Origin of the sequence: Cupriavidus sp. SS-3 (assembly GCF_035818815.1) — a bacterium.
Taxonomy (GTDB): domain Bacteria; phylum Pseudomonadota; class Gammaproteobacteria; order Burkholderiales; family Burkholderiaceae; genus Cupriavidus; species Cupriavidus taiwanensis_C.
Map to the genome: position 1 here is coordinate 31,682 of NZ_JAYLVT010000026.1, position 26,870 is coordinate 58,551.

The 26,870-nt window shown below is 69.2% G+C and carries 26 protein-coding genes; 16 read left to right on the forward strand and 10 right to left on the reverse strand.

The genetic code is table 11. From position 1 onward, the window contains the following. Positions 1-96: 96 nt before the first annotated feature. On the reverse strand, positions 97-615 hold the full coding sequence (locus tag U9J39_RS27570; protein ID WP_326348624.1) for a hypothetical protein: 519 nt from the start codon (positions 613-615) through the stop codon (positions 97-99). A 386-nt stretch (positions 616-1,001) separates the two neighbouring features. On the opposite strand from U9J39_RS27570, the gene U9J39_RS27575 reads away from it, so the two are divergent. Genes U9J39_RS27575 through U9J39_RS27590 form a run of 4 tightly spaced genes read left to right on the forward strand, consistent with a single transcriptional unit; the run spans position 1,002 to position 5,094 of the window. Beyond that, the gene (locus tag U9J39_RS27575; RefSeq protein WP_116312207.1) at positions 1,002-2,273 is read left to right on the forward strand and encodes a glycosyltransferase; all 1,272 of its coding nucleotides are present in this window, start codon (positions 1,002-1,004) and stop codon (positions 2,271-2,273) included. Between the two features lie 48 nt (positions 2,274-2,321). Continuing rightward, positions 2,322-3,350, forward strand: a complete 1,029-nt coding sequence (locus U9J39_RS27580) for a UDP-glucuronic acid decarboxylase family protein (protein WP_115679506.1) — start codon at positions 2,322-2,324, stop codon at positions 3,348-3,350. Between the two features lie 29 nt (positions 3,351-3,379). Further along, a complete protein-coding gene (locus tag U9J39_RS27585) occupies positions 3,380-4,156 on the forward strand; it encodes a PIG-L deacetylase family protein (RefSeq protein WP_326348625.1) in 777 nt (258 codons plus the stop codon). 29 nt (positions 4,157-4,185) lie between these two features. Next, positions 4,186-5,094: a glycosyltransferase family 2 protein gene (locus U9J39_RS27590; RefSeq protein ID WP_116312205.1), complete on the forward strand. Its 909-nt coding sequence runs from the start codon at positions 4,186-4,188 to the stop codon at positions 5,092-5,094. Positions 5,095-5,124: 30 nt separating this feature from the next. Here U9J39_RS27590 and U9J39_RS27595 read toward each other — a convergent pair whose 3' ends face one another. Next, positions 5,125-7,821, reverse strand: coding sequence for an ABC transporter transmembrane domain-containing protein (locus U9J39_RS27595; RefSeq protein ID WP_326348626.1), 2,697 nt, complete (start codon positions 7,819-7,821; stop codon positions 5,125-5,127). A 174-nt stretch (positions 7,822-7,995) separates the two neighbouring features. Between U9J39_RS27595 and U9J39_RS27600 the strand changes: the two genes are divergently transcribed. Beyond that, on the forward strand, positions 7,996-8,604 hold the full coding sequence (locus tag U9J39_RS27600; protein ID WP_115708341.1) for a UdgX family uracil-DNA binding protein: 609 nt from the start codon (positions 7,996-7,998) through the stop codon (positions 8,602-8,604). Positions 8,605-8,609: 5 nt separating this feature from the next. Here the strand turns inward: U9J39_RS27600 and U9J39_RS27605 are convergent, their stop codons facing one another. Continuing rightward, positions 8,610-8,891 (reverse strand): hypothetical protein, encoded by a 282-nt coding sequence (locus tag U9J39_RS27605; RefSeq protein WP_326348628.1) that lies wholly within the window; start codon positions 8,889-8,891, stop codon positions 8,610-8,612. A gap of 280 nt (positions 8,892-9,171) precedes the next feature. On the opposite strand from U9J39_RS27605, the gene U9J39_RS27610 reads away from it, so the two are divergent. Then, on the forward strand, positions 9,172-9,555 hold the full coding sequence (locus tag U9J39_RS27610; protein ID WP_326348629.1) for a hypothetical protein: 384 nt from the start codon (positions 9,172-9,174) through the stop codon (positions 9,553-9,555). Positions 9,556-9,561: 6 nt separating this feature from the next. Here the strand turns inward: U9J39_RS27610 and U9J39_RS27615 are convergent, their stop codons facing one another. Further along, positions 9,562-10,503 (reverse strand): zinc-binding dehydrogenase, encoded by a 942-nt coding sequence (locus U9J39_RS27615; protein ID WP_326348630.1) that lies wholly within the window; start codon positions 10,501-10,503, stop codon positions 9,562-9,564. A gap of 209 nt (positions 10,504-10,712) precedes the next feature. Here U9J39_RS27615 and U9J39_RS27620 point away from each other — a divergent pair, with 209 nt between their 5' ends. Next, the gene (locus U9J39_RS27620; RefSeq protein ID WP_326348631.1) at positions 10,713-11,726 is read left to right on the forward strand and encodes a LacI family DNA-binding transcriptional regulator; all 1,014 of its coding nucleotides are present in this window, start codon (positions 10,713-10,715) and stop codon (positions 11,724-11,726) included. A 79-nt stretch (positions 11,727-11,805) separates the two neighbouring features. Further along, on the forward strand, positions 11,806-12,750 hold the full coding sequence (locus U9J39_RS27625; protein ID WP_252674618.1) for a LysR substrate-binding domain-containing protein: 945 nt from the start codon (positions 11,806-11,808) through the stop codon (positions 12,748-12,750). A 53-nt stretch (positions 12,751-12,803) separates the two neighbouring features. Here the strand turns inward: U9J39_RS27625 and U9J39_RS27630 are convergent, their stop codons facing one another. The 5 genes from U9J39_RS27630 to xseA form a co-directional block, all read right to left on the reverse strand. Beyond that, positions 12,804-14,516: an amidohydrolase gene (locus U9J39_RS27630; protein ID WP_326348632.1), complete on the reverse strand. Its 1,713-nt coding sequence runs from the start codon at positions 14,514-14,516 to the stop codon at positions 12,804-12,806. A gap of 66 nt (positions 14,517-14,582) precedes the next feature. Continuing rightward, a complete protein-coding gene (locus U9J39_RS27635) occupies positions 14,583-15,563 on the reverse strand; it encodes a tripartite tricarboxylate transporter substrate binding protein (protein WP_326348633.1) in 981 nt (326 codons plus the stop codon). Positions 15,564-15,616: 53 nt separating this feature from the next. Then, positions 15,617-16,711: a porin gene (locus tag U9J39_RS27640; RefSeq protein WP_115708331.1), complete on the reverse strand. Its 1,095-nt coding sequence runs from the start codon at positions 16,709-16,711 to the stop codon at positions 15,617-15,619. A gap of 450 nt (positions 16,712-17,161) precedes the next feature. Beyond that, positions 17,162-17,743, reverse strand: coding sequence for a superoxide dismutase [Fe] (gene sodB / locus U9J39_RS27645; RefSeq protein WP_012351891.1), 582 nt, complete (start codon positions 17,741-17,743; stop codon positions 17,162-17,164). A 200-nt stretch (positions 17,744-17,943) separates the two neighbouring features. Next, positions 17,944-19,329: an exodeoxyribonuclease VII large subunit gene (xseA, locus tag U9J39_RS27650; RefSeq protein WP_326348635.1), complete on the reverse strand. Its 1,386-nt coding sequence runs from the start codon at positions 19,327-19,329 to the stop codon at positions 17,944-17,946. Positions 19,330-20,402: 1,073 nt separating this feature from the next. Between xseA and U9J39_RS27655 the strand changes: the two genes are divergently transcribed. The 8 genes from U9J39_RS27655 to U9J39_RS27690 all read left to right on the forward strand — a co-directional run bounded on the left by U9J39_RS27655 (position 20,403) and on the right by U9J39_RS27690 (position 26,035). Then, positions 20,403-21,023: a MotA/TolQ/ExbB proton channel family protein gene (locus U9J39_RS27655; protein WP_026164567.1), complete on the forward strand. Its 621-nt coding sequence runs from the start codon at positions 20,403-20,405 to the stop codon at positions 21,021-21,023. 24 nt (positions 21,024-21,047) lie between these two features. Beyond that, positions 21,048-21,473 carry an ExbD/TolR family protein gene (locus U9J39_RS27660; protein WP_115679493.1) on the forward strand — a complete coding sequence of 142 codons (426 nt, stop codon included), beginning with the start codon at positions 21,048-21,050 and terminating at the stop codon, positions 21,471-21,473. Positions 21,474-21,622: 149 nt separating this feature from the next. Then, positions 21,623-22,726: a tetraacyldisaccharide 4'-kinase gene (lpxK, locus tag U9J39_RS27665; RefSeq protein WP_326348636.1), complete on the forward strand. Its 1,104-nt coding sequence runs from the start codon at positions 21,623-21,625 to the stop codon at positions 22,724-22,726. Then, on the forward strand, positions 22,707-22,910 hold the full coding sequence (locus tag U9J39_RS27670; RefSeq protein ID WP_012351886.1) for a Trm112 family protein: 204 nt from the start codon (positions 22,707-22,709) through the stop codon (positions 22,908-22,910). The genes lpxK and U9J39_RS27670 overlap by 20 nt, the downstream gene beginning before the upstream one ends. A gap of 11 nt (positions 22,911-22,921) precedes the next feature. Further along, positions 22,922-23,731, forward strand: coding sequence for a 3-deoxy-manno-octulosonate cytidylyltransferase (gene kdsB, locus U9J39_RS27675; RefSeq protein WP_115679491.1), 810 nt, complete (start codon positions 22,922-22,924; stop codon positions 23,729-23,731). 390 nt (positions 23,732-24,121) lie between these two features. Further along, positions 24,122-24,787, forward strand: coding sequence for an adenylate kinase (adk, locus tag U9J39_RS27680; protein ID WP_115679490.1), 666 nt, complete (start codon positions 24,122-24,124; stop codon positions 24,785-24,787). Positions 24,788-24,905: 118 nt separating this feature from the next. Continuing rightward, a complete protein-coding gene (locus U9J39_RS27685; protein ID WP_326348637.1) occupies positions 24,906-25,115 on the forward strand; it encodes a type II toxin-antitoxin system Phd/YefM family antitoxin in 210 nt (69 codons plus the stop codon). Between the two features lie 161 nt (positions 25,116-25,276). Then, the gene (locus U9J39_RS27690; protein WP_018008911.1) at positions 25,277-26,035 is read left to right on the forward strand and encodes a 3-hydroxyacyl-CoA dehydrogenase; all 759 of its coding nucleotides are present in this window, start codon (positions 25,277-25,279) and stop codon (positions 26,033-26,035) included. Positions 26,036-26,053: 18 nt separating this feature from the next. Here U9J39_RS27690 and U9J39_RS27695 read toward each other — a convergent pair whose 3' ends face one another. Next, positions 26,054-26,863 carry a helix-turn-helix transcriptional regulator gene (locus U9J39_RS27695; RefSeq protein WP_116312198.1) on the reverse strand — a complete coding sequence of 270 codons (810 nt, stop codon included), beginning with the start codon at positions 26,861-26,863 and terminating at the stop codon, positions 26,054-26,056. Positions 26,864-26,870: the final 7 nt, after the last annotated feature.

The following is a 26,870-nucleotide window of genomic DNA, read 5'->3' on the forward strand; positions in this document are numbered from 1 at the left end:
TGCCGCATGCCGCGATCAGGACAGGCATGGCCAGGTGCGCAGGCTTGCTGCCAGTGCGAAATGTGTGCCAACAGTCGGGCGAACGCGGCTGCCGGATCAGCCGGCCGGCTGCGCGTGCACGCAAGCCCCTTGCGCCACCGCCCGCAGCAGCATCGCCACGCAGCCGGCAAAGGCCTCGTCGTACCACGCGTTGGCCCCGCTGACGGCGACCACGATGCCATCCACCACGGCGGCGCCGCCGAGCAGGGTGTCGTCGCTGCGCAGCCGGTGCGGGCTGCAGTGGACCACCTGCGCGCTGGCCATGCCGGTGCGCCAGCTCAGGCTGGCCTTGGCGCGCGCGTAGCGGCTGTAGTCGGCATCCCAGGCCTCGCGCGACGGCAGCGAATGCTCATAGAGGATCGCTTCCTCGAAGGCGCAATCGCCGGGCTGCAGCGTCGGATCCATCACGACCACATGCATGCAGCCGCTTTCGCCGACGGCCTTGTCGCGCAGCGAGGCCTGCAGCATTGGCAGCGCCAGCTCGACCGCGCGCCGCGCCGCGGCGGGATCGCTGAACCGGCTGGCGCCGGCATGGGAGGCGCGGGGCGCCTGGCCCGCATCCGGGTTGGGTGGCATGGGCAGCTCCATCGATGGTTTGGGACGGCACGCCGCGCCGCCATCGCGTACAGCGCGGCTTGCATCGGAGTCATCGACACAGCAAACATCGGGCCGGTTGCAAGCCTGCTCTGGCTCGCGTCCAACCGCAAGGACCGGTAAGCGCAAATTACAAAGCGGCGGCGTAAGAATGACTAAACCGCGCGCGCACAGGCTGTCGTGCGTCTTCTTCGCAATGCGGTGAGCCTGGCTCCTCGAGAACCGCTATATCGCTTCTGCTTCGGTTCCCCGCCCGACGTGTTTATCGCCGGAATATTGCACAGGGGCGATGGCACGCTAGCTGCAAGGGCCACCACCTCCATACCGCCCGCGCTCGCGGTCACGGCGGCAAACCACCGGAGCCAACCATGCGCAAGATCGCGCTTATCAGCGAACATGCCTCGCCACTCGCCAGCGTTGGCAGCACCGACTGCGGCGGTCAGAACATCTATGTGGCGCATCTTGCAAGACAGCTTGGCAGCCGCGGCTACCAGGTCGATGTCTTCACGCGGCGCGACAAGGCGCTGCTGCCCGAGGTGGTGGCGTTCGCGCCCAACGTGCGCGTGATCCACGTCACGGCAGGGCCGCCGGTGCAGATCCCGAAAGAACAGCTGCTGCCCTATATGGAAGACTTCGGCGCGTTCCTGGCCGACTTCGTGCGCGGCGATGCCACCGGCTACGACGTGCTCCATGCCAACTTCTTCATGTCCGGGCTGGCCGCGCTGCGCGCGCGCCACACGCTCGGCATCCCGCTGGTGATGACCTTCCATGCGCTGGGCAAGGTGCGCAGGTTGCACCAGGGCAGCACCGACGGCTTTCCCGACGACCGCTTCGGCATCGAGGACACGCTGGTGCGCGAGGCCGACTGCGTGGTGGCGGAATGTCCGCAGGACCGAGACGACCTCGTCAATCTTTACAGCGCCGATCCCGCGCGCGTGCAGACCGTGCCGTGCGGCTTCGATGCGGCCGAGTTCGCGCCGGTGCCGCGCGACGCGGCGCGGCGCGCACTGGGCTGGCCGCTGCATGGCTTCCGCGTGCTGCAGCTAGGGCGGCTGGTGCCGCGCAAAGGCATCGACAACGTGATCCGCGCGCTGGGCTGCCTGCGCCGCGACACCGGCCTCGACGCCACCCTGTACGTGGTCGGCGGCAACGCCGAGCAGCCGAGCGTGCAGGCCACGCCGGAAATCGGCCGGCTGCAGGACGTGGCCAGCGCCGAGGGCGTGGCCGAACGCGTGGTGTTTACCGGCAGGCGCGGGCGCGACACCCTGCGCCTGTTCTACAGCGCCGCCGATGTTTTCGTGACCACGCCGTGGTACGAGCCCTTCGGCATCACGCCGGTGGAGGCGATGGCGTGCGGCGCGCCGGTGATCGGCGCCGACGTCGGTGGCATCCGCTCCACCGTGGTGGATGGACACACCGGCTTCCTGGTGCCGCCCAAGGCGCCGGCGGCGCTGGCGGCGCGGCTGGCGCAGCTGGCCGCCAACCCCGCGCTGGCGCGCAAGCTGGGCGAAGCGGGCCGGCGCCGCGCGCAGGCGCATTTCACCTGGGCCGGCGTGGCCAGGCAGATGGAGGCGGTCTATGCGCACGTCTGCGCCGGGGTGCCGGCACTGCAGGCCGGGGCCCGCCGTGTCGCGGCCTGATGCGGACTCGACCGGCCGGCACGAGCAAGCAATGCAAGGAGAGCGGAAATGAAGGAAAGCGATCGCAAGCGCATCCTGGTCACCGGCGGCGCGGGATTTCTCGGCTCGCACTTGTGCGAGCGGCTGGTGCGCGCCGGGCAGGACGTGCTGTGCGTGGACAACTTCTACACCGGCACCAAGGAGAACATCGCGCATCTGCTCGGCCGGACCAATTTCGAGCTGCTGCGGCACGACGTCACCTTCCCGCTGTATGTGGAGGTCGACGAGATCTACAACCTCGCGTGCCCGGCCTCGCCGGTGCATTACCAGCACGACCCGGTGCAGACCACCAAGACCAGCGTCAACGGCGCCATCAACATGCTGGGACTGGCCAAGCGGCTCAGGGCGCGCATCCTGCAGGCCTCCACCAGCGAAGTCTATGGCGACCCCGAGCACCATCCGCAGCAGGAAGGGTACTGGGGCCACGTCAATCCGGTGGGCATCCGCTCCTGCTACGACGAAGGCAAGCGCTGCGCCGAGACCCTGTTCATGGACTACCACCGCCAGCATGGGCTGGACGTGCGCATCGCGCGCATCTTCAATACTTACGGGCCGCGCATGCACCCGGCCGACGGGCGCGTGGTCTCGAACTTCATCACCCAGGCGCTGGCGGGGCAGCCGCTGACGGTTTACGGCGACGGCGCGCAGACGCGTGCCTTCTGCTATGTCGACGACATGGTCGACGCGCTGGTCCGGCTGATGGAAGCCCCCGCCAGCGGCACGCCGGTCAACCTGGGCAACCCGCGCGAAAGCACCATGCTCGAGATCGCGCAGGCGGTGCTGCGCGCCACCGGCTCGCCGTCGCGCATCGAGATGCGGCCGCTGCCGGCCGACGACCCGCACCAACGCTGCCCCGACATCACGCTGGCGCGCCAGCTGCTGGGCTGGGAGCCGCACACCGCGCTGGAAGACGGCCTGCGCCGCACCGTCGATTACTTTGCCGCGCGGCTGGCCGCGCAGGCGCATGCCGAGGGTGCGCCCGGCAACGTGGTGCCGGTGTCCGCCACCGCGCGCGAAGCGCGTGCCGCGCTCAGTTGACGGCGTACCGGGGCGCGCGAGGGGGCGGCATGGGCACGGCGATGGTGGTCGATCTCGCCGCTGCGGTGACCGTGATCTCGCCGCATCTGGACGATGCCGTGTTCAGTTGTGGCGGGCTGATCGCGGCCGCGCGCGCGGCGCGCGTGGTGACGGTGTTCGCGGGCGTGCCGCCGGCGGACATGCCGGCGCCCGACTGGGACCAGGCCGCCGGCTTCGCCAGCGCCGAGCAGGCGGTGCTGTCGCGCCGCCGCGAGGACAACCACGCGCTCACCATGCTGGGCGCACACGCGGTGTGGCTGGAGTTCTGGGACAGCCAGTACGGGCGCCGCTATACCGCGCAACAGCTTGCCGACGCGCTGCACACCGTGCTGCTGATGCAGACCGAAGGCGTGGTGGTGGCTCCGCTCGGGCTGTTCCATTCCGACCATGCCCTGGTGCATGACGCCTGCCGGCTGCTGATGCTGGCCGCGCACGCGCGCGGCCCGGCATGGAACGGGCCGGCCGCCGCACCCGCCGCCGCGCCGCCGCCCGTGCAGTGGCTCTATTACGAGGACGCGATCTACCGCCGCATGCCGGGCCTGCTGCAGCAGCGGCTGGTGCAATGCCGGGACAGCGGCCTGTGCGCCACGCCCGTCAACCTGCCGGTGGCGCAGTACCTGACGCAGAAGAGCTACGCGCTCAACGCCTACCAGAGCCAGCTGCAGCTGTTCAGCGAAGACCGGCTGTGCGACCTGTGCGCCCCCGAGCGCTACTGGATGCTGCAGCCGGCCGGCCCCGCCCCTGAGCCTTGCCTGAGTCCTGCCTGAGTTCTGAGTTCTGAGTTCTGCCAACAGCCATGCCGATACCAGCCACCGCTTCCGCTTCCCGCGCTACTCCGCGCACCCGCCCTTGCGACATCAGCGTGGTGGTGCTGACGCACAACCGGCGCGATTCGGTGCGCACCGCGCTGGCGCGCCTGAGCGCGCTGCCGGAACGCCCGCCCATCGCCGTGGTCGACAACGCCTCGGACGACGGCACCGCCGCCATGGTGCGCAACGAATTCCCGCACGCCGCGCTGCTGCGCAGCGCGCGCAACCTCGGCGCCGCGGGCCGCAACCTGGGCGCGGACTGGGCCCGCACCCGCTATGTCGCCTTCTGCGATGACGACTGCTGGTGGGCACCCGGATCGCTGTCGGCGGCGTGCGCCATGTTCGAGCGCCATCCGCGCGTGGCCGCGCTGACGGCGCGCATCCTGGTGGGCGAACACCGCGGCGAAGACCCGACCTGCGCGCGCATGGCGGCCAGCCCGCTGCCCTCGGCGATGCTGCCGGGCCGCGCGATCCTGGGCCTGATGGCGGGCGCCACCGCGTTCCGCACCGATGCCTTCCGCCAGGCCGGCGGCTACCATCCGCGCTTCTTCCTGGGCGGCGAGGAAACGCTGCTGGCGCTGGACCTGGCCGCGCATGGCTGGCAGCTGGTGTACGCGCCGCAGCTGGTGGTGCACCACCATCCCAGCCCGCTGCGCAACCCCGCGCAGCGCCGCTCGCTGCTGGCGCGCAATGCCATCTGGTCCGCCTGGCTGCGGCTGCCCTGGCAGGTGGCGCTGGGCGAGACCGCGGCGGCATTGCCGCAGCTGTGGCGCTGCCAGGGATGGCGCGGCCTGGTCGAGGTGCTGGGCGGCATGCCGTGGGTATGGCAGGAGCGCCGGGTGATCCCGGCAGAAGTGCTGAAGCTGCGCAGCCGCTTGCGCGAGCCGCGCGCCTGAGGCGCGGCCGCTGCGGTCAATGTGGCCGCGCTACGCTTCCTGCGCGTCGGAGCGCACCGCCAGCGAACGGATCGCCGCCACCAGCTCGCCCACCCGCACCGGCTTGGACAGGTGCAGCTGGAACCCCGCCATCAGCGCGCGCATGCGGTCCTGCGGCTCGGCGTGTCCGGACAGCGCGATCGCGGTCATGCGCTTGCCCAGCGGCACCTGCATCTGCGCCTCGAGCCGTCGCACCCGGCGCAGCACGGTGTAGCCGTCTTCCTCGTCGAGCGCGAGGTCGCACAGCAGCACCTGCGGCCATTGGCCGGGATGCGTACCCGCCAGCAGCGCGATCACGTCATCGCCACGCTGCTGCGCAATCGCATGGGCACCGTAGTCTTCCAGCGAGGCGCTCAGCACCTCGCGCGTGGGCTCGTCGTCGTCCAGCAGCAGCACGCGCAGGCCCTTGAGCGCCTGTGCATCGGGCGCCTCGGGTGCGGGCCCGGCGTGCGGCGTGGCGTCCGGCGCGCGGCGCGGCTCGGCCTCCTGCACGGCGCGCATCGGCATCAACAGCTGGTAGGCGTGCGCCGGCCCGTCGGCAGTCAGCGTGACGCCGTGCTCGGCCAGCCATTCGTGCAGGCCCTGCACATCCTGCAGCGGCAAATCGCCCGGCGTGGCGGACAGCCGCAGGCCGGCCTGGCCGTCCAGCCGCTCGAGCCGCAGTTCCAGCCGCCCGCCCGGCTCGATGGTGGCGATCATGTGCTGGCACAGCTCCCAGATCGCCTTCTGCAGCACGCCCGGATCGCCGGTGACGCGCAGCTCCGACTCGCTCTGCACCGTGAACAGGTTGACATGGCGCTCGGCGATCAGCTCGCGCAGCCCGTCGACCACGCTGGCCAGCAGGATCTCGAGGCGCACCGGCTGCAGCGCCAGGCGCCGTTCGGCGCGTTCCAGCTCGCGCTGCTGCTGCTGCAACTGCCACATCTGGGTGTAGATGCCGCCGCGCTCGAGCAGCGTGGCGTGGTTGCCGTCTTCGACGATGCGGCCGTGCTCCATCACCAGGATACGGTCGGCATCGACGATGGTCGAGAGCCGGTGCGCGATGATCAGCGCGGTGCGCCCGCGCGCGACTGCGGACAGCTCCTGCTGGATCGCGCGCTCCGAGCGCGTGTCCAGCGCCGAGGTGGCCTCGTCGAAGACCACGATCGGCGGGCGCTTGAGCATCGCGCGCGCGATCGCCACGCGCTGGCGCTCGCCGCCCGACAGGCGCACGCCGCGCTCGCCCACCTGGGTTTCGTAGCCGTCGGGCAGGCGGTCGATAAAGGCGTCGAGCTGCGCCGCGCGCGCCGCGGCGACGATGTCGGCGCGGGTGGCGCCTTCGCGGCCATAGCCGATGTTGTAGGCAATGGTGTCGTTGAACAGGATGGTGTCCTGCGGCACGATGCCGATCAGTTCGCGCAGGCTGCGCTGCGTCACCAGGCGCAGGTCCTGGCCGTCGATGCTGATGCTGCCGCTGTCGGGCTGGTACAGCCGGAACAGCAGCCGCGCCAGGGTCGACTTGCCCGAGCCGCTGCCGCCCACCACCGCCACGGTCTGGCCGGCGCCGGCGCGGAAGCTGACGTCCCACAGGGTCTGGTGGCTGGGGTCATAGCTGAAGTTGACGCGGTCGAAAACGATCTCGCCGCGGCTCACGCGCAGCGGGCGCGCCGCCGGCGCGTCGCTGTCCTCGCCGGGCTTGCCATGGGCGTCTAGCAGCGCGAACAGCCGCTCGACATTGGTCATGGCGTCGTTCGACTCGCGGAAGATAAAGCCGAGCGTGTTGAGCGGCAGCACCACCTGGATGATGTAGGCGTTGATCAGCACCAGGTCGCCCACCGACAGCGAGCCCTGGATCACGCGCTGCGTGGCCAGCAGCATCACCGCGCCGACCCCCACCGCAATGCACACGCTCTGCCCGATATGCAGGGCCGACAGCGCATACTGGTTTTCCACGCTGATGCCGATCCAGCGCTGCAGCATCTCGGACAGGCGCCGGGTCTCGAACGACTCGCGCGCGAAGAACTTGACGGTGTCGTAGTTGAGCAGGCTGTCCACCACCTTGCTGTTGGTGGTGGCCTCGACCGCATTGACCTGGCGCTGCACGCGCATGCGCCGCTGCGTGAAGACATAGGTAAAGCCCGCGTACAACACGAACACGCCGAGGATGATGGCGGCGAAGGCCGCGCCATAGGCGCCGATCATGATGGCCAGTACCGACACGATCTCCATCAGCGTCGGCACGATGGTGAAGACCGCCACGCCCAGCAGGAAGCCGATCGCCGCGGTGCCCTTCTCGAGGTCGCGGATCACGCTGCCGGTGGCGCGCTGCGCGTGGAAGCGGGCGCCCAGCGCATGCAGGTGCGCGAAGGCGCGTTCCATGAAGCCCGCCACCGTGCTCTGCGTGACGTAGGCAAAGACCACGTCGCGCAGTTCGCTGAAGGCGTTGCCGAGCAGCCGCAGGATGGCATAGGCCAGCACCAGGAACACCGGCATCGCCACCAACCCCAGCCGCGCCGCATCGGTGCCGGCCGCGGCGGGCGTGACCTCGTCGACCACCAGCTTGAGCATCAGCGGCACCGCCACGGCACAGGCCTTGGCCAGCAGCAGCAGCGACACCGCGACCAGCACGCGCGCGCGGAAGCGCCAGATCGCGCGGAACAGTTCGGCGGCGATGCGGCGGCGGGAGGCGGGACGGTTGGTCTGGGGCATGCGCGGTTCAGGCGTCAGGCGTTCGGTGCGGCATGGCAAGGCACGCATGGCGTGGCCGGCGCGCGATCCCTCGGAGAAGGCAAGTTCCATACCGATCGCAACGCGGCGCCATGGCGCGAAACCTGCAGCGCATCGGCAGCAGCGCCCGCGCGCGCTGCGTCACCGCCATCCGCCATGCCCGAGCGCAACAAGCCGCCTGTCAGCCGCGGCGAACTGAACCAATGCCGGCGCTGCCCGTTGTGGCGCAACGCCACCCAGGGCGTGCCCGGCGCCGGCGCGGCGCACGCGCGGATCATGCTGGTGGGCGAACAGCCGGGTTCGCAGGAAGACCTGCAAGGCTCGCCTTTTGTCGGGCCGGCCGGACACCTGCTGGATGAAGCGCTGCAGGCCGCCGGCCTGGACCGCGACAAGCTTTTCATGACCAACGCGGTCAAGCATTTCAAGTTCGAGTGGCGCGGCAAGCGCCGCCTGCACAAATCGCCGGCGCAGCAGGAGATCGAGGCCTGCAACCTGTGGCTGGAGCGGGAGCTGGAAAAAGTGCACCCAGCGGTGGTGGTGGCGCTCGGCGCCACCGCGGCGCGCGCGGTGCTGGGCCGCAAGAGCGTGACGCTGGCGGGCATGATGGAGACGCCGGTCGAGCACGAGGGGCGGCTGGTCATCGCCACCTACCACCCCTCGTTTGCCCTGCGCCAGCGCAGCGACGAGGCGCGTGCCGCGGCCTTCGACCGCATCGTGCGCAGTCTGCAGGCTGCCGCGCGGCTGGCGCGCGGTGCCAGGCAATGACCGGATCAGGACCGGTTCACTGTCGGCGGCGCGTCGGGATCGCGGCTGCCGGGATCGTGCAGGTCACGCGCGCCGACTCCCGGCGGCATCTCGCCCTTGCCGCCCTTGTCCGGCTTGCGCGCCGGCTGGCCATCCTTGCGGTGTGATGCCGCATGCTCCCAATCGGCACGGGCGCGCTCGCGCGCACGCTGGTTGTCCGCGGCGTTTTCCTTCAGTTCACGGTCATCCAGGCCCTGGCGCCGGTCCAGCGCCGGATCGTTCGACGTGTCGTGCTTGCTGTGTTTCATGACGCCTCCGCTGAGGTGGGCCGCAATCGCGGGCCAACGCTGACGTGCGCGCAACTTCCGTTCCCGCGGCACTGGCCCCGGCCGCTGCCCGCGCCTGCCGGCACCGCTGCGCCCGTCGTCGCCGCGTCCTTGTAACAACCACCGGCGCTTGTAGAAAGTGCGTTGCGCCGGTGCTCCGCCCGGCCCCGCTCGGCGGTATGCGAGATGGCCCGGCAAATGCTTTTGCCGTACCAGCATGCCCGCGCTTGACAGCACGCCAGCGTTCAACAGGAGAATCCAGATGCGATCCACCATCCCCCGCGCCGCGGCCGTCGCGCTGCTGTGCGCGCTCGCCGGCGGCACCCTGGCGCAGCCGCCCGAAACCGGCGTGCGCACCGACAAGGGTCCCAAGGGCAGCCAGACCATACCGCCGCCCGGTGCCAGCGTGGCGCCGGGCAGCACGCCGGGCGCCACGCCCACCAACCCGGGCGGGCTGGCCAGGGATCTCGGCGACGTGCCCAAGGAGCCGCACACCGCCGGCGGCCTGCCCGGCCACGACAAGGCCAAGCCGGCCTCGGAAAGCGCCGGCAAGGTCGACCGCGACGGCCTGCACGGCAAGCCGCGCACGGGCACCGGCGGGGCCTCGATCGACCAGACCCGCGTGCCGGACTCCAAGGCGCGCTGATTTTCTTCAGGGCATCAGCACGAAGCGCTGGCGCGCGCCGCGGGCCTGCGCCGCCCACACGCGGCCGATCGCTTCCAGCGGCTCGGCGACGATATCTATCTCCATGCGCCCCGCGGCGGTATGCCGGCACAGTTCGGCGTAGGCCTGCGCCTGCGCCGCGATGGGCGCGTGGTAGTAGGCAAAGCCCATGATGTCGAAGCACGCCTGGCGCGCGGCGGCGCCGGCAAAAGTGATGGTCGGCGCGACCGTGGTGCCGATATGGACCAGCCGGCCGCCGTGGCCCAGCGCCAGCAACGCGGCTTCGGCGGGCGCGCCGCACAGGTAGTCCAGCACGATATCGACGCTGCCGTCGGCCGCATTGCGGTAGGCGTCGAGCAGGTCGCCGGGCTGGTCGAGCGGCACTACCGCATCGGCGCCCAGCCGGCGCGCACGCTGCAGCGCGTGCACATCGCGCCCGGCGGCGATGACGCGGCCCGCGCCGAGCAGCTTTGCCGAGGCCACTGCCAGCAGCCCTGAAACGCCGGTTGCCCCAAGCACCAGCACGGTTTCGCCGGGCTGCATGCGGGCGCGCCATGACAGCGGCAGCCATGCCGCCAGGCCGGCGTTGCCGAGCGCGGCCGCGCGCGCATCGTCGATGCCGTCCGGCACCGGGAAGGTGAGCGCCGGGTCCACCAGCGCGCGCTGCGCCATCGACCCGTACGGCGCGCGCGGCGCATTGACGTTGAAGTAGACGCGCCGCCCATCGGCGAGGCGCCCCACGCCCTCGCGCCCCACCACGAAGCGGCCCGCGCCTGGCTTGAGGTAATGGCGGCCTTCGGCAATCGCCATGTCGAGCCGCGTCAGCGCCGCCGCCGCAACCTCGACCACGACCTTGCCCGGCCCTGCGGCCGGCTCGTCGAACTCCTGGTACACCGGCGCCTGGCCGGCGAGCGAAACCGCTGCCTTCATTTCCGTCTCCTTTTGCTACGCCCGGCCGGCCATGGCTTGGCATGACCGCGCCGGGCAGATTACAATGCAATCGATTGCACGACAAGCGAGGTTGCGCGCATCCGGGCGGATTCTAGGAAGCGCCGGTGTCTTGCGTCCAATCCACTTTTTGCCGGTATCCCGATAACCAGGCGGTATGGCGCGCCGTCTGCCGCACGTAACACATAGCGATGAGCAAGCCCACCATCAAGCAGATTGCCGAAGCACTCGACGTGCATCCGTCGACCGTGTCGCGCGTGCTCAACCCGCAGACCCGGCACCGCATCGGCGACGAACTGGTGGCGCGCGTGCTGAAGGCGGCGCAGGACCTGCACTACTCGCCCAACCGCATCGCCGCGGCGCTGCGCACGCGGCGCTCGGGCACCATCGGCGTGGTGGTGCCGGACATCGGCAGCCCGGTGTTTCCGCCGATCGTGCTAGGCATCGAGAACGCACTGTCGCGGCACCGCTATATCCCGATCGTCGCCAATGCCGGCGGCGACAAGGCGCGCCAGACCTTCATCGTCGATCAACTGCTGGCGCGGCAGGTCGACGGCCTGATCCTGGCCACCGCCGAGCGCAACGACCCGGTGGTGGACCATTGCCTGGCGCAGGGCGTGCCACTGGTGATGGTCAACCGCAGCGACGATGCGGGGCGCGTGTCCAGCATCGTCGGCGACCACCGCCAGGCGATGGCGCTCGCCGTCGGTCACCTGCACGCGCTGGGCCACCGGCGCATCGGCCATGTGGCCGGACCGGGCAATCTCTCGACCGGCCACGAACGCGAAGCAGGCTTCCTGCAGGCGGTGGCGGAGCTCGGTATGGCCGTCTCCCACTGCCCGGTGGTGCGCGCGCCGGCCTACACGGAAGCGGCCGGCCAGGCCGCGTGCGCGCAACTGCTGGCACAGCGCCGTCGCGTCACCGCGGTGGTGGCCGCCAATGATTTCCTGGCGCTGGGCTGCTATGCGGCCGTCAACGCGGCGGGCGGCAGTTGCCCGTCGGACCTGTCGGTGGTCGGGCACAACGACATGCTGCTGATGCATGCGGTGGCCCCGGCGCTAACCACCATCCGCGTGCCGTTCTACGAGATGGGCACGCGCGCCGCCGTGTTGATGCTGGGCGCGCTGGACGGCAGCATCACCACCACCGCGCGGACCCTGCTGGCACCGGAACTGGTGGTGCGGGGCTCGACCCGGCCGCTGTAACGCTGGCGCTCGCAAGGGCGCCGTTTTTTTCGACAATTTGTGCAATCGATTGCACAAATCCGGCCAGTAGAGCTACGCCATGGATCTCCGACAGCTTCGCTACTTCAAGGTGCTGGCCACGCTGCAGCACTTCGGCCGCGCCTCGGCAGCGCTGCATATCGCGCAGCCTGCGCTCAGCCGCCAGATCCGGCTGCTCGAGGAAGAACTGGGCGTGCGCCTGCTGGAGCGCCACGTGCGCGGCGCCACGCCCACGCCGGAGGGCCTGGTGCTGCTGGACCGCGCCTCCTTCCTGCTGCGCTACGCCGACCAGGTCAAGGTGGACATCGCCGACCTCGCCGCGTCGCCGCGCGGGCTGGTTGCGGTGGGGCTGACGCCGGCGCTGGCGCCGCTACTGTTCATCCCGCTGGCCGAAACGCTGCGCGAGCAGTATCCGGAGATCCGCCTGCGCCTGGTGGAGAATTTCGCTCCCGCGCTGCAGGATGCGCTGCTGCAAGGCACGCTCGACGTCGCGCTGCTGAGCGGGCCGGTGTCGAGCTCCGGGGTCTCGGCGGTGCCGCTGGTGGCGGAGAGCCTGTGCGCGATCGGCCCGCGGGGTGATGCCGCGCTGGGTGATGGGCCGGTGGAGATCGAACAGCTGCAGGGCCTCCCATTGATCCTGACCGGCGTGCCCAAGTCAGGCGTGCGGCTGGCGCTGGAAGCGCTGGCGGCGCGCCAGGGCCTGGAGCTGCAGGTCACGATGGAGGTGGAATCGATCGAGGTAGCCCGGCGACTGGTAGCGCGCGGGTTCGGCTGGACCGTGCATTTCGCCGCGGCGATCCGGGACGAACTGGAGGCCGGACACCTGCAGGCCGTGCCGGTGCAAGGGCTCGAACTGCATCGGCTGATCGGCTATGCCGCGGCACGGCCGCCGTCGCGGGCGACGCTGGCTGTGATGGAAACGCTGAGGCGGGTGGCGACGGAGTTGGCGGTGGCTGGGAGCTGGCCGAATTGCAGGGTGCTGGGGGAGATCGGGGGTGGTTCTTAGTGGGCGTTGGCGCGGTTAAGCACGTCTTCCCTTCCGCGGAGCTTTCGCTGCTCCTATCGCTCCTTGCGCGCAGCAAAGCCCCCATCGCCATGCACCACCCTGCCACCCACCATCGTCAGCACCGAACGGATGCGGTGGATGTCTTCAACCGGGACGGTCAGGTAGGGCCGGTCCAGCACCGCCAGATCGGCCAGCTTGCCCGCCTCCAGCGTGCCGCGCGAAGCCTCATCGAACGAAATCCACGCCGCGTTGGCGGTATAGAGCCGCAACGCCTCCAGCCGCGACAGCCGGAACTCATCCTTACGCCGGACTTCCCTGCCGATCGAATAGCCCCCGACATGGAACTCCAGCGCACGCCAGACGCCCGGGATACCGATGCGCGTGGCATCCGTGCCCCCTGCCACTTTCAGCCCGTGCTGCAGGGCCAGCCGCACCGGCGGCGCGGCCTCGGCCACATGATGGCCATTGGCGTGGCCGATGGCGCCGGCCTCGAAGTACGGCCCCATCTGCACCGTGTAGGCCAGCCCTAGCGCCTTCATGCGGCGGAAGGTCTCGGGCTTGCCGGTGTTCAGGTGGGCCATGGCCCAGCGCAGCTTGCCCAGGTCATGGTGTCTTGCCACTTCCTCGAACACGTCGAGGATGGCGTTGGCGGCATCGTCGGTATAGGCGTGGATCTCGACCGGATAGCCGCGGCTGGCGGCGAAGGTGGCAACCTTCAGCAGTTCCTCGCGGTCCTTCGCCGACGGCTGGAATCCGGGTCCCATCTTCACGCCGTCGTCCATGCCGAACACCAGCATTTCGCCCGGTCCCAGGAAGCGCAGCTTGCCGTCGCCCAGGCGCGGCGGCAGGTAGGCCAGCGTGTTGCGGAACCACTCGGCCTCGTTGCCCGCGACCATGGTGGGGATGCGGTAGCCGACCCGCAGCGACAGGCTGTCTTCGCGCCACAGAGCGAACAGCGGATCGTACGCGGGGCCCGGTCCGGCGGTGGGGTCGATCAGCGCGGTCACGCCCAGGCTGTTGAGGCGGCCGAAGAAGGCTTGCAGGCTGGCCTTGGGGTCGACCTGGCTCTGCGCCAGGATGCGCCCGAACAGCGCCGACAGCGGCCGGATCGCGCCGAAGATCCGGCCGGTGACACGGCCGTCGCGGTCGCGCTCCATGCGGATGCCGGGCGGCAGCGCATCGGGCTGATCGAGCTTGAGCACTTCGATCGCCTTGGCGTTGACCAGCGCGTAGTCGTACAGGTACTGCACGTAGGCCGGATTGCCGGGGAGCAGCGCGGTCAGCTCGGCCGGGGTCGGCGCGCGCTTCTCGGTGAACTGGTCGGGGTGCCAGGAACCGGTCACGGCCACCCATTTGCCGGGGCCGCGCGCCAGCGCGGTCTTGCGCAGCTGTTCCAGGCCCGCAGCCAGGCTGGTGGTTTCGCCCTCGTACCAGTAGGTTTCGAAGGCATAGCTCTGGCCGCCGCGAATGGCGTGGATATGGGTGTCGATCAGCCCGGGGATCACCGTGCGCCCGCCCAGGTCGATCACCTCGGTGGCTGGTCCTGCCAGGCGGCGGATGTTCGGGTTGGTGCCCACTGCAACGATGCGCTCGCCACGGATGGCAATGGCCTGCGCCACCGTATCCGCGCCGTCCATGGTAAGCACCGTGCCGTTGACCAGGATCCGGTCCGCGGGCGCGGCGGCGGCCTGCGCCTGTGCTCCTCCGGCCGCGATCACGCAAGCCGCCGCCATGGCATGCGCCAGGCCCCGTGCAATCCAACGCATATCGATGTTCCCTTGGTTTGAGAGAGGCGGCGCCCGGATGATGCGCCGGGCGCCAGTGCCGCGGCGTTACTGGCCCGGCTGCGCACCCGAGCGCTTGACGATGGGCTCGAGCTTGGCGATGTCGACGGCGATCAGCTTGTCGAACGCGGCCGGCGTCGACGGCTTGGCTTCGGCGCCTTGCGCCATCAGCTTGTCGCGCGTTGCCGGCGCACCCAGCGCCTGCTGCATCGCCGTGTTCAGGCGCGCCACGATCTCCCTGGGCGTGCCCGCCGGCGCCAGCACGCCGAACCAGGCATCGAACACATAGCCCGGCACGCCCGCCTCGGCGATGGTGGGCACGTCCGGCAGCGACGGCACCCGCGCCGCCGTGGCCACGCCCAGGATGCGCAGCTTGCCGTCCTTGACGAACTGCAGCGCGGTGATCGACGGGGCGAAGAACATGTCGACGCGTCCGCTCATCACATCGGTGATGGCCGCCGGCGCGCCCTTGTACGGGATATGCCGGGTCTGCACGCCGGCGCTCACGTTGAACAGCTCGCCGCTCAGGTGCGAAGAGCTGCCGCTGCCCGCCGAGCTGTAGGTGACCGAGTCCGGCCTGGCGCGCGCGGCGGCCAGAAGGTCCTTGAGCGTGCGGTACGGGCTGGAGGCGCTGACCACCAGCAGGTAGGGCATGGTCGCCACCGTGGAGATGCCCTTCAGGTCGCGCGTGGTGTCATACGGCAGCTTCGGATAGAGCGTGGGATTGACCGCATGGCCGGCGGAGGTCAGTAGCAGGGTGTAGCCGTCAGCGGGAGCCTTGGCCACCACCGCGGTGCCGATGGTGCCGCCGGCGCCGGGCCGGTTGTCGACGACGATCTGCATGTTCGACGAGGCGCTCATCTCGGCGCTGACGATGCGCGCGAGCAGGTCGGTGGCGCTGCCGGCGGCAAACGGCACCACCATGCGGATCGGCTTGTCGGGGTAGCTGTCGGCGCGCGCGGCGCCGTGCAGCAGCGGCAGGCACAAGGCGGCGGCCAGCGTGGCGCGCAGCATGTGGCGGAATCTCATGTGGGGTCTCCTGGATCGTTGGTGTCTTGGTAATGGCCTGCGGCGAAGCGCCTTCAGAACACGTGGCGCATGCCCAGCGCAAAGGTCTGCGGATCGGCGCCGGCGGAGATGCCGAGCTCGTTGATGGCAAAGTCGTAGGTGGCGTTCTTCTTGTTGAAGATGCGGCTGTAGAAGCCGAACACCGAGGTGCGCTTGGACAGCGGGTATTCGTAGCCGACGGTGGCCTGCACGGCGCCGGTGTCCGGGCCGCTGCGGAAGAAACCGACGGTCTCGGTGGCGTTGCCGCGGCCGTTGCCGGCGTAGCCGACGCCGGCACGCAGGCTGCCGGTCCACAGCTTCTGCACCACCGAGGCGTAGTACGCATCGCGCTTCAGGTCGCCGGTGGCGGTGCGGTAGTGCAGCCGCTCGTAGATCGCGGATACCCTGGTGGTGGGGAACTGGTACGACAGGCCGATCTTCATGCCTTCGTCGTCGCGGCCCGCGGTCTGGTAGTTGTTGTGGCGCTCGTAGGCCAGCACCACGTTCAGCGGGCCGTTGTCATAGGCCCCGGCAAACGACCACAGGCTCGGGTTGCGCGGCACCGTGGCGCGCTCTTCATTGACGCCCCACGTTACGCCGCCGCTGAAGCCGTTCCATTTGGGGCTGCGGTAGTGCACGCTGTTCTTCTGGCGGCGGTCGAAGGAGGTGGTGTCCTGGATGTTGTCGGAAGTCGGGGTCGAGCCGTTGCCGATCAGCGCCATATAGCCGGCCGTGGTCGGATAGAACGGATCGTAGGCGGAAGTCGCTTCCAGGTAGGGCGTGGTCCAGTTCCCCATGAAAAAGCTGCCGGCCGACCCGGCCAGCCCAACACGGGTATTGCGGCTGGCCAGTTGCCCGCTGCCCGTATCCAAAGAGATATTGCTTTCGATCTGCCAGATCGCCTTCAGACTGCCATACAGCGCCTCTTCGCCACGCATGCCGAACACCGAGCGGTTGTTGGTCAGCCGGCCGGTGCCGCCGAGCCTGGTGCCATCGGATGCCGTCGACGCATCCGAGTATTCCATCGACGTATTCAGCCTGCCGTACAGCGTGACGTGGTTCTGCGCCGAAGCGACGGTGCAGCAGGCCGCGAGCGCCGCAAAGGTGGCGCCCGCAAGGGGGTTGTTCATGTTGTCTCCAGTGTCGGTCTTGCGCCTGTCCGAATCGATACGGGGATGCCTGCCCCGCCCCGTGCACGAAATCGCGGGCAGCAGCAACCCCTGCCCGGACTACGGCATCAGCAATTTGTGGATTCTTGATTGCGCTATCTCATGCGGCGGATGTACGCGGCGATGCAGCGTGAGGGGATTCTAGAAATCGGGTATCGCAGCGTCCATTCGCATTTTCTTTTGGTCACCATATCGATTTGTTATCGTGATGGCGGACCACGCCGGCATGGACATCCGCAGCATAGGGCGCGGGTGCGGGACCCGGTAGTGGGCGGTAGTGTGTCGCTGTGTTCCAGCCATGGGACGGCGTGAACACAGGAAGTGCGGAGTGTGCGGGACTACGGAATCGCGGGGCAACAAAAAAGGGCCTGGCGGCCCTTTTTGTTTGCTGCGGTCTGGACGATGCGTGGATCAGCCAGCGAAGTTCTTGCCGGCGAAGTCCCAGTTCACGACATTCCAGAATGCCTCGACATACTTCGGGCGGGCATTACGGTAGTCGATGTAGTAGGCGTGCTCCCACACGTCGCAGGTCAGCAGCGGCTTGGCATCGGTGGTCAGCGGCGTGGCGGCGTTGGAGGTGGACACCAGGTCCAGCGAGCCGTCGGCCTTCTTGACCAGCCAGGCCCAGCCCGAACCAAAGGTGCCGACGGCAACCTTGGTGAACTCTTCCTTGAACTTGTCGAACGAGCCCCACTTGGCGTTGATGGCATCGGCCAGTGCGCCGGTCGGCTGGCCGCCGCCGTTGGGCTTCAGCGAATCCCAGTAGAAGGTGTGGTTCCACACCTGTGCGGCGTTGTTGAAGATTCCGCCCGACGACTTCTTGACGATCTCTTCCAGGGTCGCGTTCTCGAACTCGGTGCCCTTGATGAGGTTGTTCAGGTTGGTGACGTAGGTCTGGTGGTGCTTGTCATGATGGAACTCCAGCGTCTCCTTGGAGATGTGCGGAGCCAGGGCATCATGCGCGTACGGAAGCGGGGGGAGCTTGTGTTCCATTGTTCTGTCTCTGTGGGTTGGGGTTGTTGGGTCCGGAATTGCCGATTGTAGGGGACTTGCAAGACCCACGCAAACCGCGGCGCAAAGCCCCCTGCTCCGATGTTAGTTTGTCCGCGCGCGGCTTTCCGGGAGATTTCGGCGCAGCCTTTCGGGCCTGTGCCGCACGCGAATGGGAGGCGTTCCCGGCGCCGCGCGGCGGCTCAGAATTCCGGCAGCTTGGCCTGCACGCCGGCGATCGCCAGGTCGGCCACGCCCTCGGCCAGGTGCGCTTCGACCACACTGCCCGCGCGGATCTCGGCGGGGGCACGCAGCGCGCGTCCGCGCTGGTCGAGCAGCACCGCATAGCCGCGTTCCAGCGTGCGCTGCGGCGCCAGCAGCTCGAGCGCGCCGGCGCTGCGCGCCAGGCGCTGGCCGGCGCGCTCGTGCTGGCGCAGCGCGGCGGCCTGCAGCCGCTGCCACAGGCGCGTCACGTCGGCGTGGGCCGCGGCGGCGTCGGGGCGGCATGCGCGCCAGCGCATCTCCACCAACTGGTGGCGATGGCGCTGCGACACCACGGTGTCGCGCAATGCCGACCGCAAATGTCGCGCCAGATTGTCGATCTGCGCGCGGCGCTCCTGCAGTTGCGCCTGCGGGCTGCGCACGCGCCGCGCCAGCCAGTCGAGGTGCTGCGCGCGCAGGTCCAGCCCGCGGCGCAGGCATTGCCTCAGCGCATCGCGCGCGCGCGCGGTCTGCGCGAGCAGGTGCGCGCGATCCGGGCTGACCAGCTCGGCCGCGCCGGTGGGGGTCGGCGCGCGCACGTCGGCGACAAAATCGGCAATGGTGAAATCGGTCTCGTGGCCGACGCCGGAGACCACCGGCAGCGTGCAGCGCGCGATCGCCTGCGCCACCACCTCTTCATTGAACGACCACAGGTCTTCGATGCTGCCGCCGCCGCGGCACAGGATCAGCACGTCGCACTCGGCGCGCGCGGCCGCGGCGTCGAGCATGTCCGCGATCTTCTGCGCCGCGCCCGCGCCCTGCACCGGTACCGGATAGACCACCACCGGCACATGCGGCGCGCGCCGCCGCAGCGTGGTGAGCACATCGCGCAGCGCCGCAGCCTGCAATGAGGTGACCACGCCGATGGTGCGCGGCTGTGCCGGCACCGGGCGCTTGCGCTCCGGCGCGAACAACCCGGCCTGCGACAGCTTTTCCTTGAGCCGCAGGAAGGCTTCATAGAGGTTGCCGAGGCCGGCGCGGCGCATGGCCTCGACCCCCAGCTGCAGCTCGCCGCGCGCCTCGTACATCGAGACCACGGCGCGCACCTCGACCGCCTCCCCCTCGCGCGGCTGGAAGTCGACATGCTGGTTGCGCCCGCGGAACATCACGCAGCGGATCTGCGCGCGCGCGTCCTTCAGCGAGAAATACCAGTGGCCACTGGCGGCACGCGTGAAGTTTGAGATTTCGCCCCGTACCCAGGCGAGCGGGAAACTGCGTTCGAGCACGCGCGCGATGGCGTGGTTGAGTTCGCCGACGGGGATCACCTCGCGGCCGCTGCGCGGCGTGGTGGCGGAAGGGTCACGCGAAAAATTCGGCAGGTCAGACATGGCGAAGCCGCGGACATGCGGCGTAGATCAGACATGTCCACAGCATAACTGCAATGTCAAGGGGGTAGCGCTGATGGGCGCGCGCTACCCTGAAAGCCGCATGAATTCGTGCAAGCCTTTGATTCTTATGCGGTTTATGAGCGCAACAAAAATTAGGCAATATAACCATTTCTCTTTTGCATCAACCACTTACATGCCGGGCCAAGGGCTTGTTCACAAAGTTATCCACAGCCTTTCTGGATAAAATGCGATGTATAGAACACTTTTCCAGCTTGCGTGGCGGGTAGCCCGCTTATTGGATGCGCCAAGCGCCTCGCCCTGCGCCTGGCCAACACGCGCCTGAAGGCAGCCCCGTCATGGAACGCGTCTGCTGCATTTGCACATTTTCTCGGCAGTACCAAAGAAACCGTTGATATTCAAACGCTTGCGTATCTTCTCCCGGATTTGTCCACAAGCCATCCACAGCGCTCTCCCTCCTCGCTGTGGACAAGCCCTGCCTTTGACCACGCCCGCCCGCTGCAGCGCCGGCCCAAAGCGAATAAGCCTGTCTGCCCGTTTTTTAAGCAGGGAGTTGGAGTCCCTTTGGAATCAACGTCTTATGGAAACTCTCCGGCACCTTTCCACAAGCCCTCCACAGTACTGTCCCGCTGCTTTGTGGAAAGTCGTGCGCTTGCGCACCGAAGCCGGGCCCGAAACCGTGGCAGCGGTCGCCGCGGCACGTGCCGGATGCGCCGCAGCCGCTGGGGAGCGCTGTTGCACAAAATTTAAGCAGCATCTGTTTCGCCCTTTCCGATCAATGAGTTAGCCATCTTGTCCGGCGGCTTTCCACAATCGATCCACAACACTGTCCCTGCCGGCTGTGGAAAGCGGCAGCCTGTACGGCAGTGACACGATGCGCGCCGGAGACAGGCGCCCATCGTCCCTTGCCGCGCGCCAGGCCGCGGGTTAGAGTGGCGCCTGTTTTTTCAGAGCAATGCCGGAGCGCGCAGCAAGGCATCATGCCCACGCGCCTCAAGGCATGCCGGTTGGTGGTTTGGGGTTTCGTAATTCGGTTGTCGATCCCGGGGGTCCAATTGTTTTCCATCATTCAAGCGGCCGGCTGGCCGATCTGGCCGCTGTTGCTCGCCTCGGTCATCGCGCTGGCGCTGATCGTCGAACGCTTCCTGTCGCTCAAGCGCAGCAAGGTGCTGCCGGCGAAGCTCTATGAAGAGGCGCTGGCGGCCGCGCAGCAGCGCCGTGCCACGCCGGAAGTGGTCAACACGCTGGAGCAGAATTCACCGCTGGGCCGCGTGCTGGCCGCCGGGCTGCGCCACGTGGTGCTGCAGCCGCATACCTCGCGCGACGCCGCCAAGGACGTGGTCGAGGAAGCCGGCCGCGTGGTCGCGCATGAGCTCGAGCGCTACCTCAACGCACTCGGCACGATCGCCTCGGTGGCCCCGCTGATGGGGCTGCTGGGCACGGTGATCGGCATGATCGAGATCTTCGGCAGCCAGGGCGGCACCGGCACCAGCCCGGAGCAGCTGGCGCACGGCATCTCGGTGGCGCTGTACAACACCGCCTTCGGCCTGATCGTGGCGATCCCGGCGCTGATCTTCTGGCGCTACTTCCGCCGCCGCGTGGACGACTACGTGGCCGAGCTGGAATTCCGCGCCACCTCGTTTCTCGACGCCATCCTGCCGCAGCGCCGCGCCTGAGCGCGGCACGCCCACCCGAACGCCATGCACTTCCGTTCCCGCCAGCGGCGCGAAGAGCCGGAGATCAACCTGATCCCGCTGATCGACGTGCTGCTCGTGATCCTGATCTTCCTGATGATCACGACCACGTACTCGCGCTTTACCGAGCTGCAGATCCAGCTGCCCACCGCCGACGCCGAACGCGCCCGGCAGCAGCCGCAGGAGATCGTGGTGTCGGTGTCCTCGCGCGGGGTCTACTCGGTCAACAAGCAGGTGATGGAGCAGAAGGACGTCACCAGCCTGGCCGACCAGCTGCGCACCGCCGCGGGCACCGGCGGCCAGCCGCCGGTGGTGATCGTCAACGCCGACGCCCAGGCCACGCACCAGGCCGTGGTCAACGTGATGGAGGCCGCGCGGCTGGCCGGGCTGTCGCGCCTGACCTTCGCCACGCAGAGCGCGCAGCCGCGCTGACCCCGGGGCCGGGCCGCGCCTGCCGCGCGCGGTCCGCGGGCTTGCCCCATGCGCACGGCAGTGCCCATAATGGTTGGGCCGCCCCCAGGGGCGAAGCCGCGAGCGCACTACAATCGCATCCCGACCATCGACTCTCGCCCGCCGCGTCCATGCCCGTTCCCCGCCATGCCCTTGCCGACTTCGTGACCGCCCAGTGGCAACGCCGCGGCTGGTTCGCGTGGCTGATGCTGCCGTTCTCGCTGCTGTTCGGCCTGGTCGCGCGGGTGCGCCGCCATGGCTACCAGCGCGGCTGGTTCAGGTCGACGCGGCTGCCGATGCCAGTGGTGGTGGTGGGCAACGTCACCGTCGGCGGCACCGGCAAGACCCCGGCGGTGATCGCGCTGGCGCATGCACTGACCGAGGCCGGGCTGCGGCCGGGCGTGGTCTCGCGCGGCTACGGCGTGCAGCTGAAGCACCCGCGCCGGGTCAAGCCGACCTCGCAGGCCGGCGACGTCGGCGACGAACCGCTGCTGATCGCGCGCGCCACCGACGTGCCGGTCTGGGTCTACCCCGACCGCGCTCTGTGCGCGCAGGCCATGCTGGTGTCGCACCCCGGCATCAACGTCCTGCTGCTCGACGACGGCCTGCAGCATTACAAGCTGCAGCGCGACTTCGAGATCGTGATGTTCGACGCGCGCATGGGCGGCAACGGGCTGATGCTGCCGGCGGGCCCGCTGCGCGAGCCGCTCTCGCGCCCGCGCGACGCCACCCTGATCAACGACCCCAATTTCCGCGCCACGCCCGACTATCCCGGCGTGTACGGCATGCGGCTGGAACTGGATGACGCCTGGCAGCTCGCCGACCCCACCATGGCGCGGCCGCTCAGCGCCTTCGCCGGCCGGCGCGTGCTTGCCGCGGCCGGCATCGGCAATCCCGAGCGCTTCTTCGCCAGCCTGCGCGGCGCCGGCCTGGCGCCGAAGACACTGCCGCTGCCGGACCACTATGACTTCGTGGTCGACCCGTTCGTCGACCATCCCGATGCGCTCGATGCCGACGTGATCCTGATCACCGAGAAGGATGCCGTAAAATGCGAGCGCTTCGACGACCCGCGCATCTGGGTCGTGCCCACCCGGCCCGTGATCGATGCGGGCCTGATCGATAAAATCCGCCGCGCCGTGCAGGCGCAAATCCAACCCGCGCCGACCGCGCCGGCCGCCGCGAGCGGCGCCGCCGGGCGCAACGAGGAACACCGAGATGGACAACCGGCTGCTTGAAATCTTGGTCTGCCCGCTATGCAAGGGCAAGCTGGAATATGACCGCGCCGCGCAGGAGCTGATCTGCCACGCCGACAAGCTGGCCTACCCGATCCGCGACGGCATTCCCGTGATGCTGGCCGACGAGGCCCGCCAGTCGGTGCCGGGCCGCGTGATCGAGCCGGACGCGCCGGCGGGCAACTGAGCAGCGCGGCCATGACCCTGCCCGCGTTTACCGTCGTCATTCCCGCACGGCTGGCTTCGACCCGCCTGCCCGACAAGCCCCTGGCCGATATCGGCGGGCGCCCGATGGTGGTGCGCGTGGCCGAGCGCGCGCATGCGTCGTCGGCGCAGCGCACCGTGGTCGCCACCGACGCGCCGGCGGTGGCGCAGGCCTGCGCCGCGCACGGCATCGAAGCGGTGCTGACCCGCGCCGACCACCCTTCCGGCACCGACCGCCTGTCCGAGGTCGCCGCGCAACTGGGCCTGGCCGATGACGCCATCGTCGTCAACGTGCAGGGCGACGAGCCGCTGATCGAGCCGGCGCTGATCGACGAAGTCGCGCTGCACCTGGCGCACCACGCCGATTGCGCCATCGCCACCGCGGCCCATCCGCTGCACGACAGCGCCGAGGTGTTCAACCCCAACGTGGTCAAGGTGGTGTGCGACGCCGCCGGGCGCGCGCTGTATTTCTCGCGCGCGCCGATTCCGTGGGCGCGCGACGCATGGTCCGGCGTGCCGGCCATGCCCGCCGAATCGGCCCGGGTGCCGCTGCCCGACATGCCGGTGCTGCGCCATATCGGCCTGTACGCCTATCGCGCCGGCTTCCTGCGCCGCTTCCCGACGCTGGCGGCAGCGCCGCTCGAGCAGGCCGAGGCGCTGGAGCAGCTGCGCGCGATGTGGCACGGCGAGCGCATCGCGGTGATGCAGACCGCCGGCGCGCCCGCGCCCGGCGTCGACACCCAGGCCGACCTCGAGCGGGTGCGCGCGCTGTGGGCGCAGTCGATGGCCCAGGAAGGGCCCTGACAGGCATCCCCCCGGGCATCGCCGCCAGCGCGGGCGGCGCCTGCCCGCTCAGGTCGATTCTGCTGCAACCGAACCGGGGGGCCGATTTCGGGCCGAATCCCGGCTGCCTCATGGCATAATGCTTGCCGATACAGAGCCGCCCCGCTGGCGCGAGCAATCGCGCCGCCGGCCAAGGCTCGGTGGGGAGATAAAGATAGAGCCCGTCCGGTGCGCCGCGCCGCCATCCCCCTGGCAGCCGCCGCCGGCCGTACGCGTGGGTACGCCTGAGCCGTGCCCGCGCTGAACGCAGTCAGCGCGTCCCGGGACCGCAGTCAGTCTCGCGTCAAGTTACGGCGTTACCCTCCTTCTGATCTCCCGCCATACCGGATTAAAAACTCTGAGGACCCGTAAATGCGTTTGATCCTGTTGGGCGCGCCTGGCGCCGGCAAAGGCACGCAAGCCAAGTTCATCTGCGAGAAGTTCGGCATTCCGCAAATCTCCACCGGCGACATGCTGCGCGCCGCGGTGAAGGCCGGCACGCCGCTGGGCGTGGAAGCCAAGAAGGTCATGGACGCGGGCGGACTGGTGTCGGACGACATCATCATCGGCCTGGTGAAGGACCGCCTGAAGCAGGACGACTGCAAGAGCGGCTACCTGTTCGACGGCTTCCCGCGCACCATTCCGCAAGCCGAGGCGATGAAGGACGCGGGCGTGGCGATCGACTACGTGCTCGAGATCGACGTGCCGTTCGACGCCATCATCGAACGCATGAGCGGGCGCCGCGTGCACGTGGCATCGGGCCGCACCTACCACCTCAAGTACAACCCGCCGAAGGCGGAAGGCGTCGACGACGAGACCGGCGAGCCGCTGATCCAGCGCGACGACGACAAGGAAGAAACCGTCAAGAAGCGCCTCGACGTCTACTCGCAGCAGACCCGCCCGCTGGTCGACTACTACTCGGCCTGGGCGGCCAACGGCGACGCCGCGGCCAAGGTGGCGCCGCCGAAGTACCGCAAGATCCTGGGCGTCGGCAGCGTCGACGAGATCACGGCGCGGGTGTTCGAGGCGCTGAAGTAATTGTCTCGCTGGACACTGCAAGAAAACGAAAGCGGCCTTCGGGCCGCTTTTTTTATTGAGCAAAGAACGTTGCTCTGGCATCGTGATGGTTCGAATCGTCGGCTAATCTGGAGACGGCATGCCGCCCAGCCATATATCGAAAACGGATTTCAAGGCACGCGCGCTCGAATATTTTCGCCAGATTGAAACCAACGGAGAAACGATGGTCGTGACCGACCACGGTCGACCGGCGTTTGAAGTGCGTCCATACCGCAGACTGGCGCGCAATCCCCTCCACGTCTTGCAAGGTACGGTGGTCCGCTGTGAAAGACCGTGTGATCCAGTGTGAACGACCGTTCAGTGACGTCGGGGTGATCGGCGCCCAATTTTCGGGCAACTTCACCTGAACAGTACCCTTACCGGAAATTGACCGCCCCTTGCACATCGGCCCCGCCTCCGTACAATGCTTAACGTTTACGTAAACGGAAACCATACCGAGGAGACACCATCGTGGAAATCAAGGACAACGTCTTCATCATCACCGGCGGCGCCTCCGGCCTTGGCGCCGGCACCGCCCGGCTGCTCGCCGAAGCCGGCGCCAGGGTTGTCATTGCCGACCTGAACGAGGCTGCCGGCCAGGCGCTGGCGGCCGAGACCGGAGGCCGGTTCGTGCGCTGCGACGTCACCTCGGAAGCCGATGGCCAGGCCGTGGTCGCGGCGGCGCAGTCGCTTGGCCGCCTTGCCGGCCTGGTCAACTGCGCCGGCATTGCCACCGCCAACAAGACGGTCGGCAAGAATGGTCCGCATCCGCTCGATGCCTTCGACAAGACCATCCGCATCAACCTGATCGGCACCTTCAACATGATCCGCCTGGCCGCCGCGGCGATGGTGCAGAACGCGCCGGACAGCGAGGGCGAGCGCGGCGTGATCATCAATACCGCCTCGGTGGCGGCCTTCGACGGGCAGATCGGGCAGGCCGCCTATGCCGCGTCCAAGGGCGGCGTGGTCGGCATGACGCTGGCGATCGCGCGCGACCTGGCGCGCGACGGCGTGCGCTGCATGACCATCGCCCCGGGCCTGTTCGAGACCCCGATGCTGCTGGGCATGCCGCAGGAGGTGCAGGACGCGCTGGGCAAGATGGTGCCGTTCCCGTCGCGGCTGGGCCGGCCCGCCGAATACGCGAAGCTGGCGCGCTCGATCATCGAGAACCCCATGCTCAACGGCGAGGTGATCCGCCTGGACGGCGCGATCCGGATGCAGCCCAAGTAAGCGCAGCGCGCTGCCCGCTCAGCCGGGCAGCAGCATCACCAGCATCAGCCCCGGCGCCGCCGCGGGCACCAGCGTCAGCTGCTCGAACTGCAGCGCACCCTGGCGCGGATGGCGAAAGCCGCGGCGCCCGCCTTCCCGGTCTTCCACGTCCTGCGACAGCCAGGCGGCGCGGAAGTCCGCGCTCTCTGCCATCAGTCCCTCGATCAATGCCCGCGTCGGCGCCGCGTCGGCGTGGCGGATGCTGTGCGCGCGGAACTCCGCCACCAGCCGGGCGGCGCGATGCGGCCAGTCCTGCACCAGTGCCTGCAGCGCCGGCGACAGGAACATCGCGCGCAGCAGGTTGCGCTCGGTGCCGGCGGCGTCGAGCCAGCCGGTGAACAGGTCCGCGGCCGCGGCGTTCCAGGCCAGCGCGGTCCATTGCCGGTCGAGCAGGTAGGCCGGCCCGTCGATGGCATGCACGCTCGCCAGCACCGCGGGCGGCACCGGCTCGCCCTCGGCGTGTTGCGGGTCGCGCCGCCCGGCCAGCTCGAACAGGTAGGCGCGCTCGGCGCGCGACAGCCGCAGCGCCGCGGCCAGGCTGGCCAGCGCGCGCGCCGACAGCGACACCGGCCGACCCTGCTCCAGCCACGTCACCCAGGTCGTGCTCAGTCCCGCCAGCTGCGCCACTTCCTCGCGGCGCAGGCCCGGCGTGCGGCGGCGCTGGCCGGGCGCCAGGCCCACGTCCGCCGGCGCCAGGCGTTCCCGGTGCGCGCGCAGGAAAGCGCCGAGCACGGCTTCGCGCGAGGCTGGCGAGGCGGGCGAAGCGGAAGGTTGGGCGTGTGGCGGCATGGCAGGC

Bases quoted from the DNA above. Each gene is read 5' to 3' on its own strand.
- U9J39_RS27570 (WP_326348624.1), bottom strand. From the start codon at position 615: ATGCCACCCAACCCGGATGCGGGCCAGGCGCCCCGCGCCTCCCATGCC.
- U9J39_RS27575 (WP_116312207.1), top strand. From the start codon at position 1,002: ATGCGCAAGATCGCGCTTATCAGCGAACATGCCTCGCCACTCGCCAGC.
- U9J39_RS27580 (WP_115679506.1), top strand. From the start codon at position 2,322: ATGAAGGAAAGCGATCGCAAGCGCATCCTGGTCACCGGCGGCGCGGGA.
- U9J39_RS27585 (WP_326348625.1), top strand. From the start codon at position 3,380: ATGGGCACGGCGATGGTGGTCGATCTCGCCGCTGCGGTGACCGTGATC.
- U9J39_RS27590 (WP_116312205.1), top strand. From the start codon at position 4,186: ATGCCGATACCAGCCACCGCTTCCGCTTCCCGCGCTACTCCGCGCACC.
- U9J39_RS27595 (WP_326348626.1), bottom strand. From the start codon at position 7,821: ATGCCCCAGACCAACCGTCCCGCCTCCCGCCGCCGCATCGCCGCCGAA.
- U9J39_RS27600 (WP_115708341.1), top strand. From the start codon at position 7,996: ATGCCCGAGCGCAACAAGCCGCCTGTCAGCCGCGGCGAACTGAACCAA.
- U9J39_RS27605 (WP_326348628.1), bottom strand. From the start codon at position 8,891: ATGAAACACAGCAAGCACGACACGTCGAACGATCCGGCGCTGGACCGG.
- U9J39_RS27610 (WP_326348629.1), top strand. From the start codon at position 9,172: ATGCGATCCACCATCCCCCGCGCCGCGGCCGTCGCGCTGCTGTGCGCG.
- U9J39_RS27615 (WP_326348630.1), bottom strand. From the start codon at position 10,503: ATGAAGGCAGCGGTTTCGCTCGCCGGCCAGGCGCCGGTGTACCAGGAG.
- U9J39_RS27620 (WP_326348631.1), top strand. From the start codon at position 10,713: ATGAGCAAGCCCACCATCAAGCAGATTGCCGAAGCACTCGACGTGCAT.
- U9J39_RS27625 (WP_252674618.1), top strand. From the start codon at position 11,806: ATGGATCTCCGACAGCTTCGCTACTTCAAGGTGCTGGCCACGCTGCAG.
- U9J39_RS27630 (WP_326348632.1), bottom strand. From the start codon at position 14,516: ATGCGTTGGATTGCACGGGGCCTGGCGCATGCCATGGCGGCGGCTTGC.
- U9J39_RS27635 (WP_326348633.1), bottom strand. From the start codon at position 15,563: ATGAGATTCCGCCACATGCTGCGCGCCACGCTGGCCGCCGCCTTGTGC.
- U9J39_RS27640 (WP_115708331.1), bottom strand. From the start codon at position 16,711: ATGAACAACCCCCTTGCGGGCGCCACCTTTGCGGCGCTCGCGGCCTGC.
- sodB (WP_012351891.1), bottom strand. From the start codon at position 17,743: ATGGAACACAAGCTCCCCCCGCTTCCGTACGCGCATGATGCCCTGGCT.
- xseA (WP_326348635.1), bottom strand. From the start codon at position 19,329: ATGTCTGACCTGCCGAATTTTTCGCGTGACCCTTCCGCCACCACGCCG.
- U9J39_RS27660 (WP_115679493.1), top strand. From the start codon at position 21,048: ATGCACTTCCGTTCCCGCCAGCGGCGCGAAGAGCCGGAGATCAACCTG.
- lpxK (WP_326348636.1), top strand. From the start codon at position 21,623: ATGCCCGTTCCCCGCCATGCCCTTGCCGACTTCGTGACCGCCCAGTGG.
- U9J39_RS27670 (WP_012351886.1), top strand. From the start codon at position 22,707: ATGGACAACCGGCTGCTTGAAATCTTGGTCTGCCCGCTATGCAAGGGC.
- kdsB (WP_115679491.1), top strand. From the start codon at position 22,922: ATGACCCTGCCCGCGTTTACCGTCGTCATTCCCGCACGGCTGGCTTCG.
- adk (WP_115679490.1), top strand. From the start codon at position 24,122: ATGCGTTTGATCCTGTTGGGCGCGCCTGGCGCCGGCAAAGGCACGCAA.
- U9J39_RS27685 (WP_326348637.1), top strand. From the start codon at position 24,906: ATGCCGCCCAGCCATATATCGAAAACGGATTTCAAGGCACGCGCGCTC.
- U9J39_RS27695 (WP_116312198.1), bottom strand. From the start codon at position 26,863: ATGCCGCCACACGCCCAACCTTCCGCTTCGCCCGCCTCGCCAGCCTCG.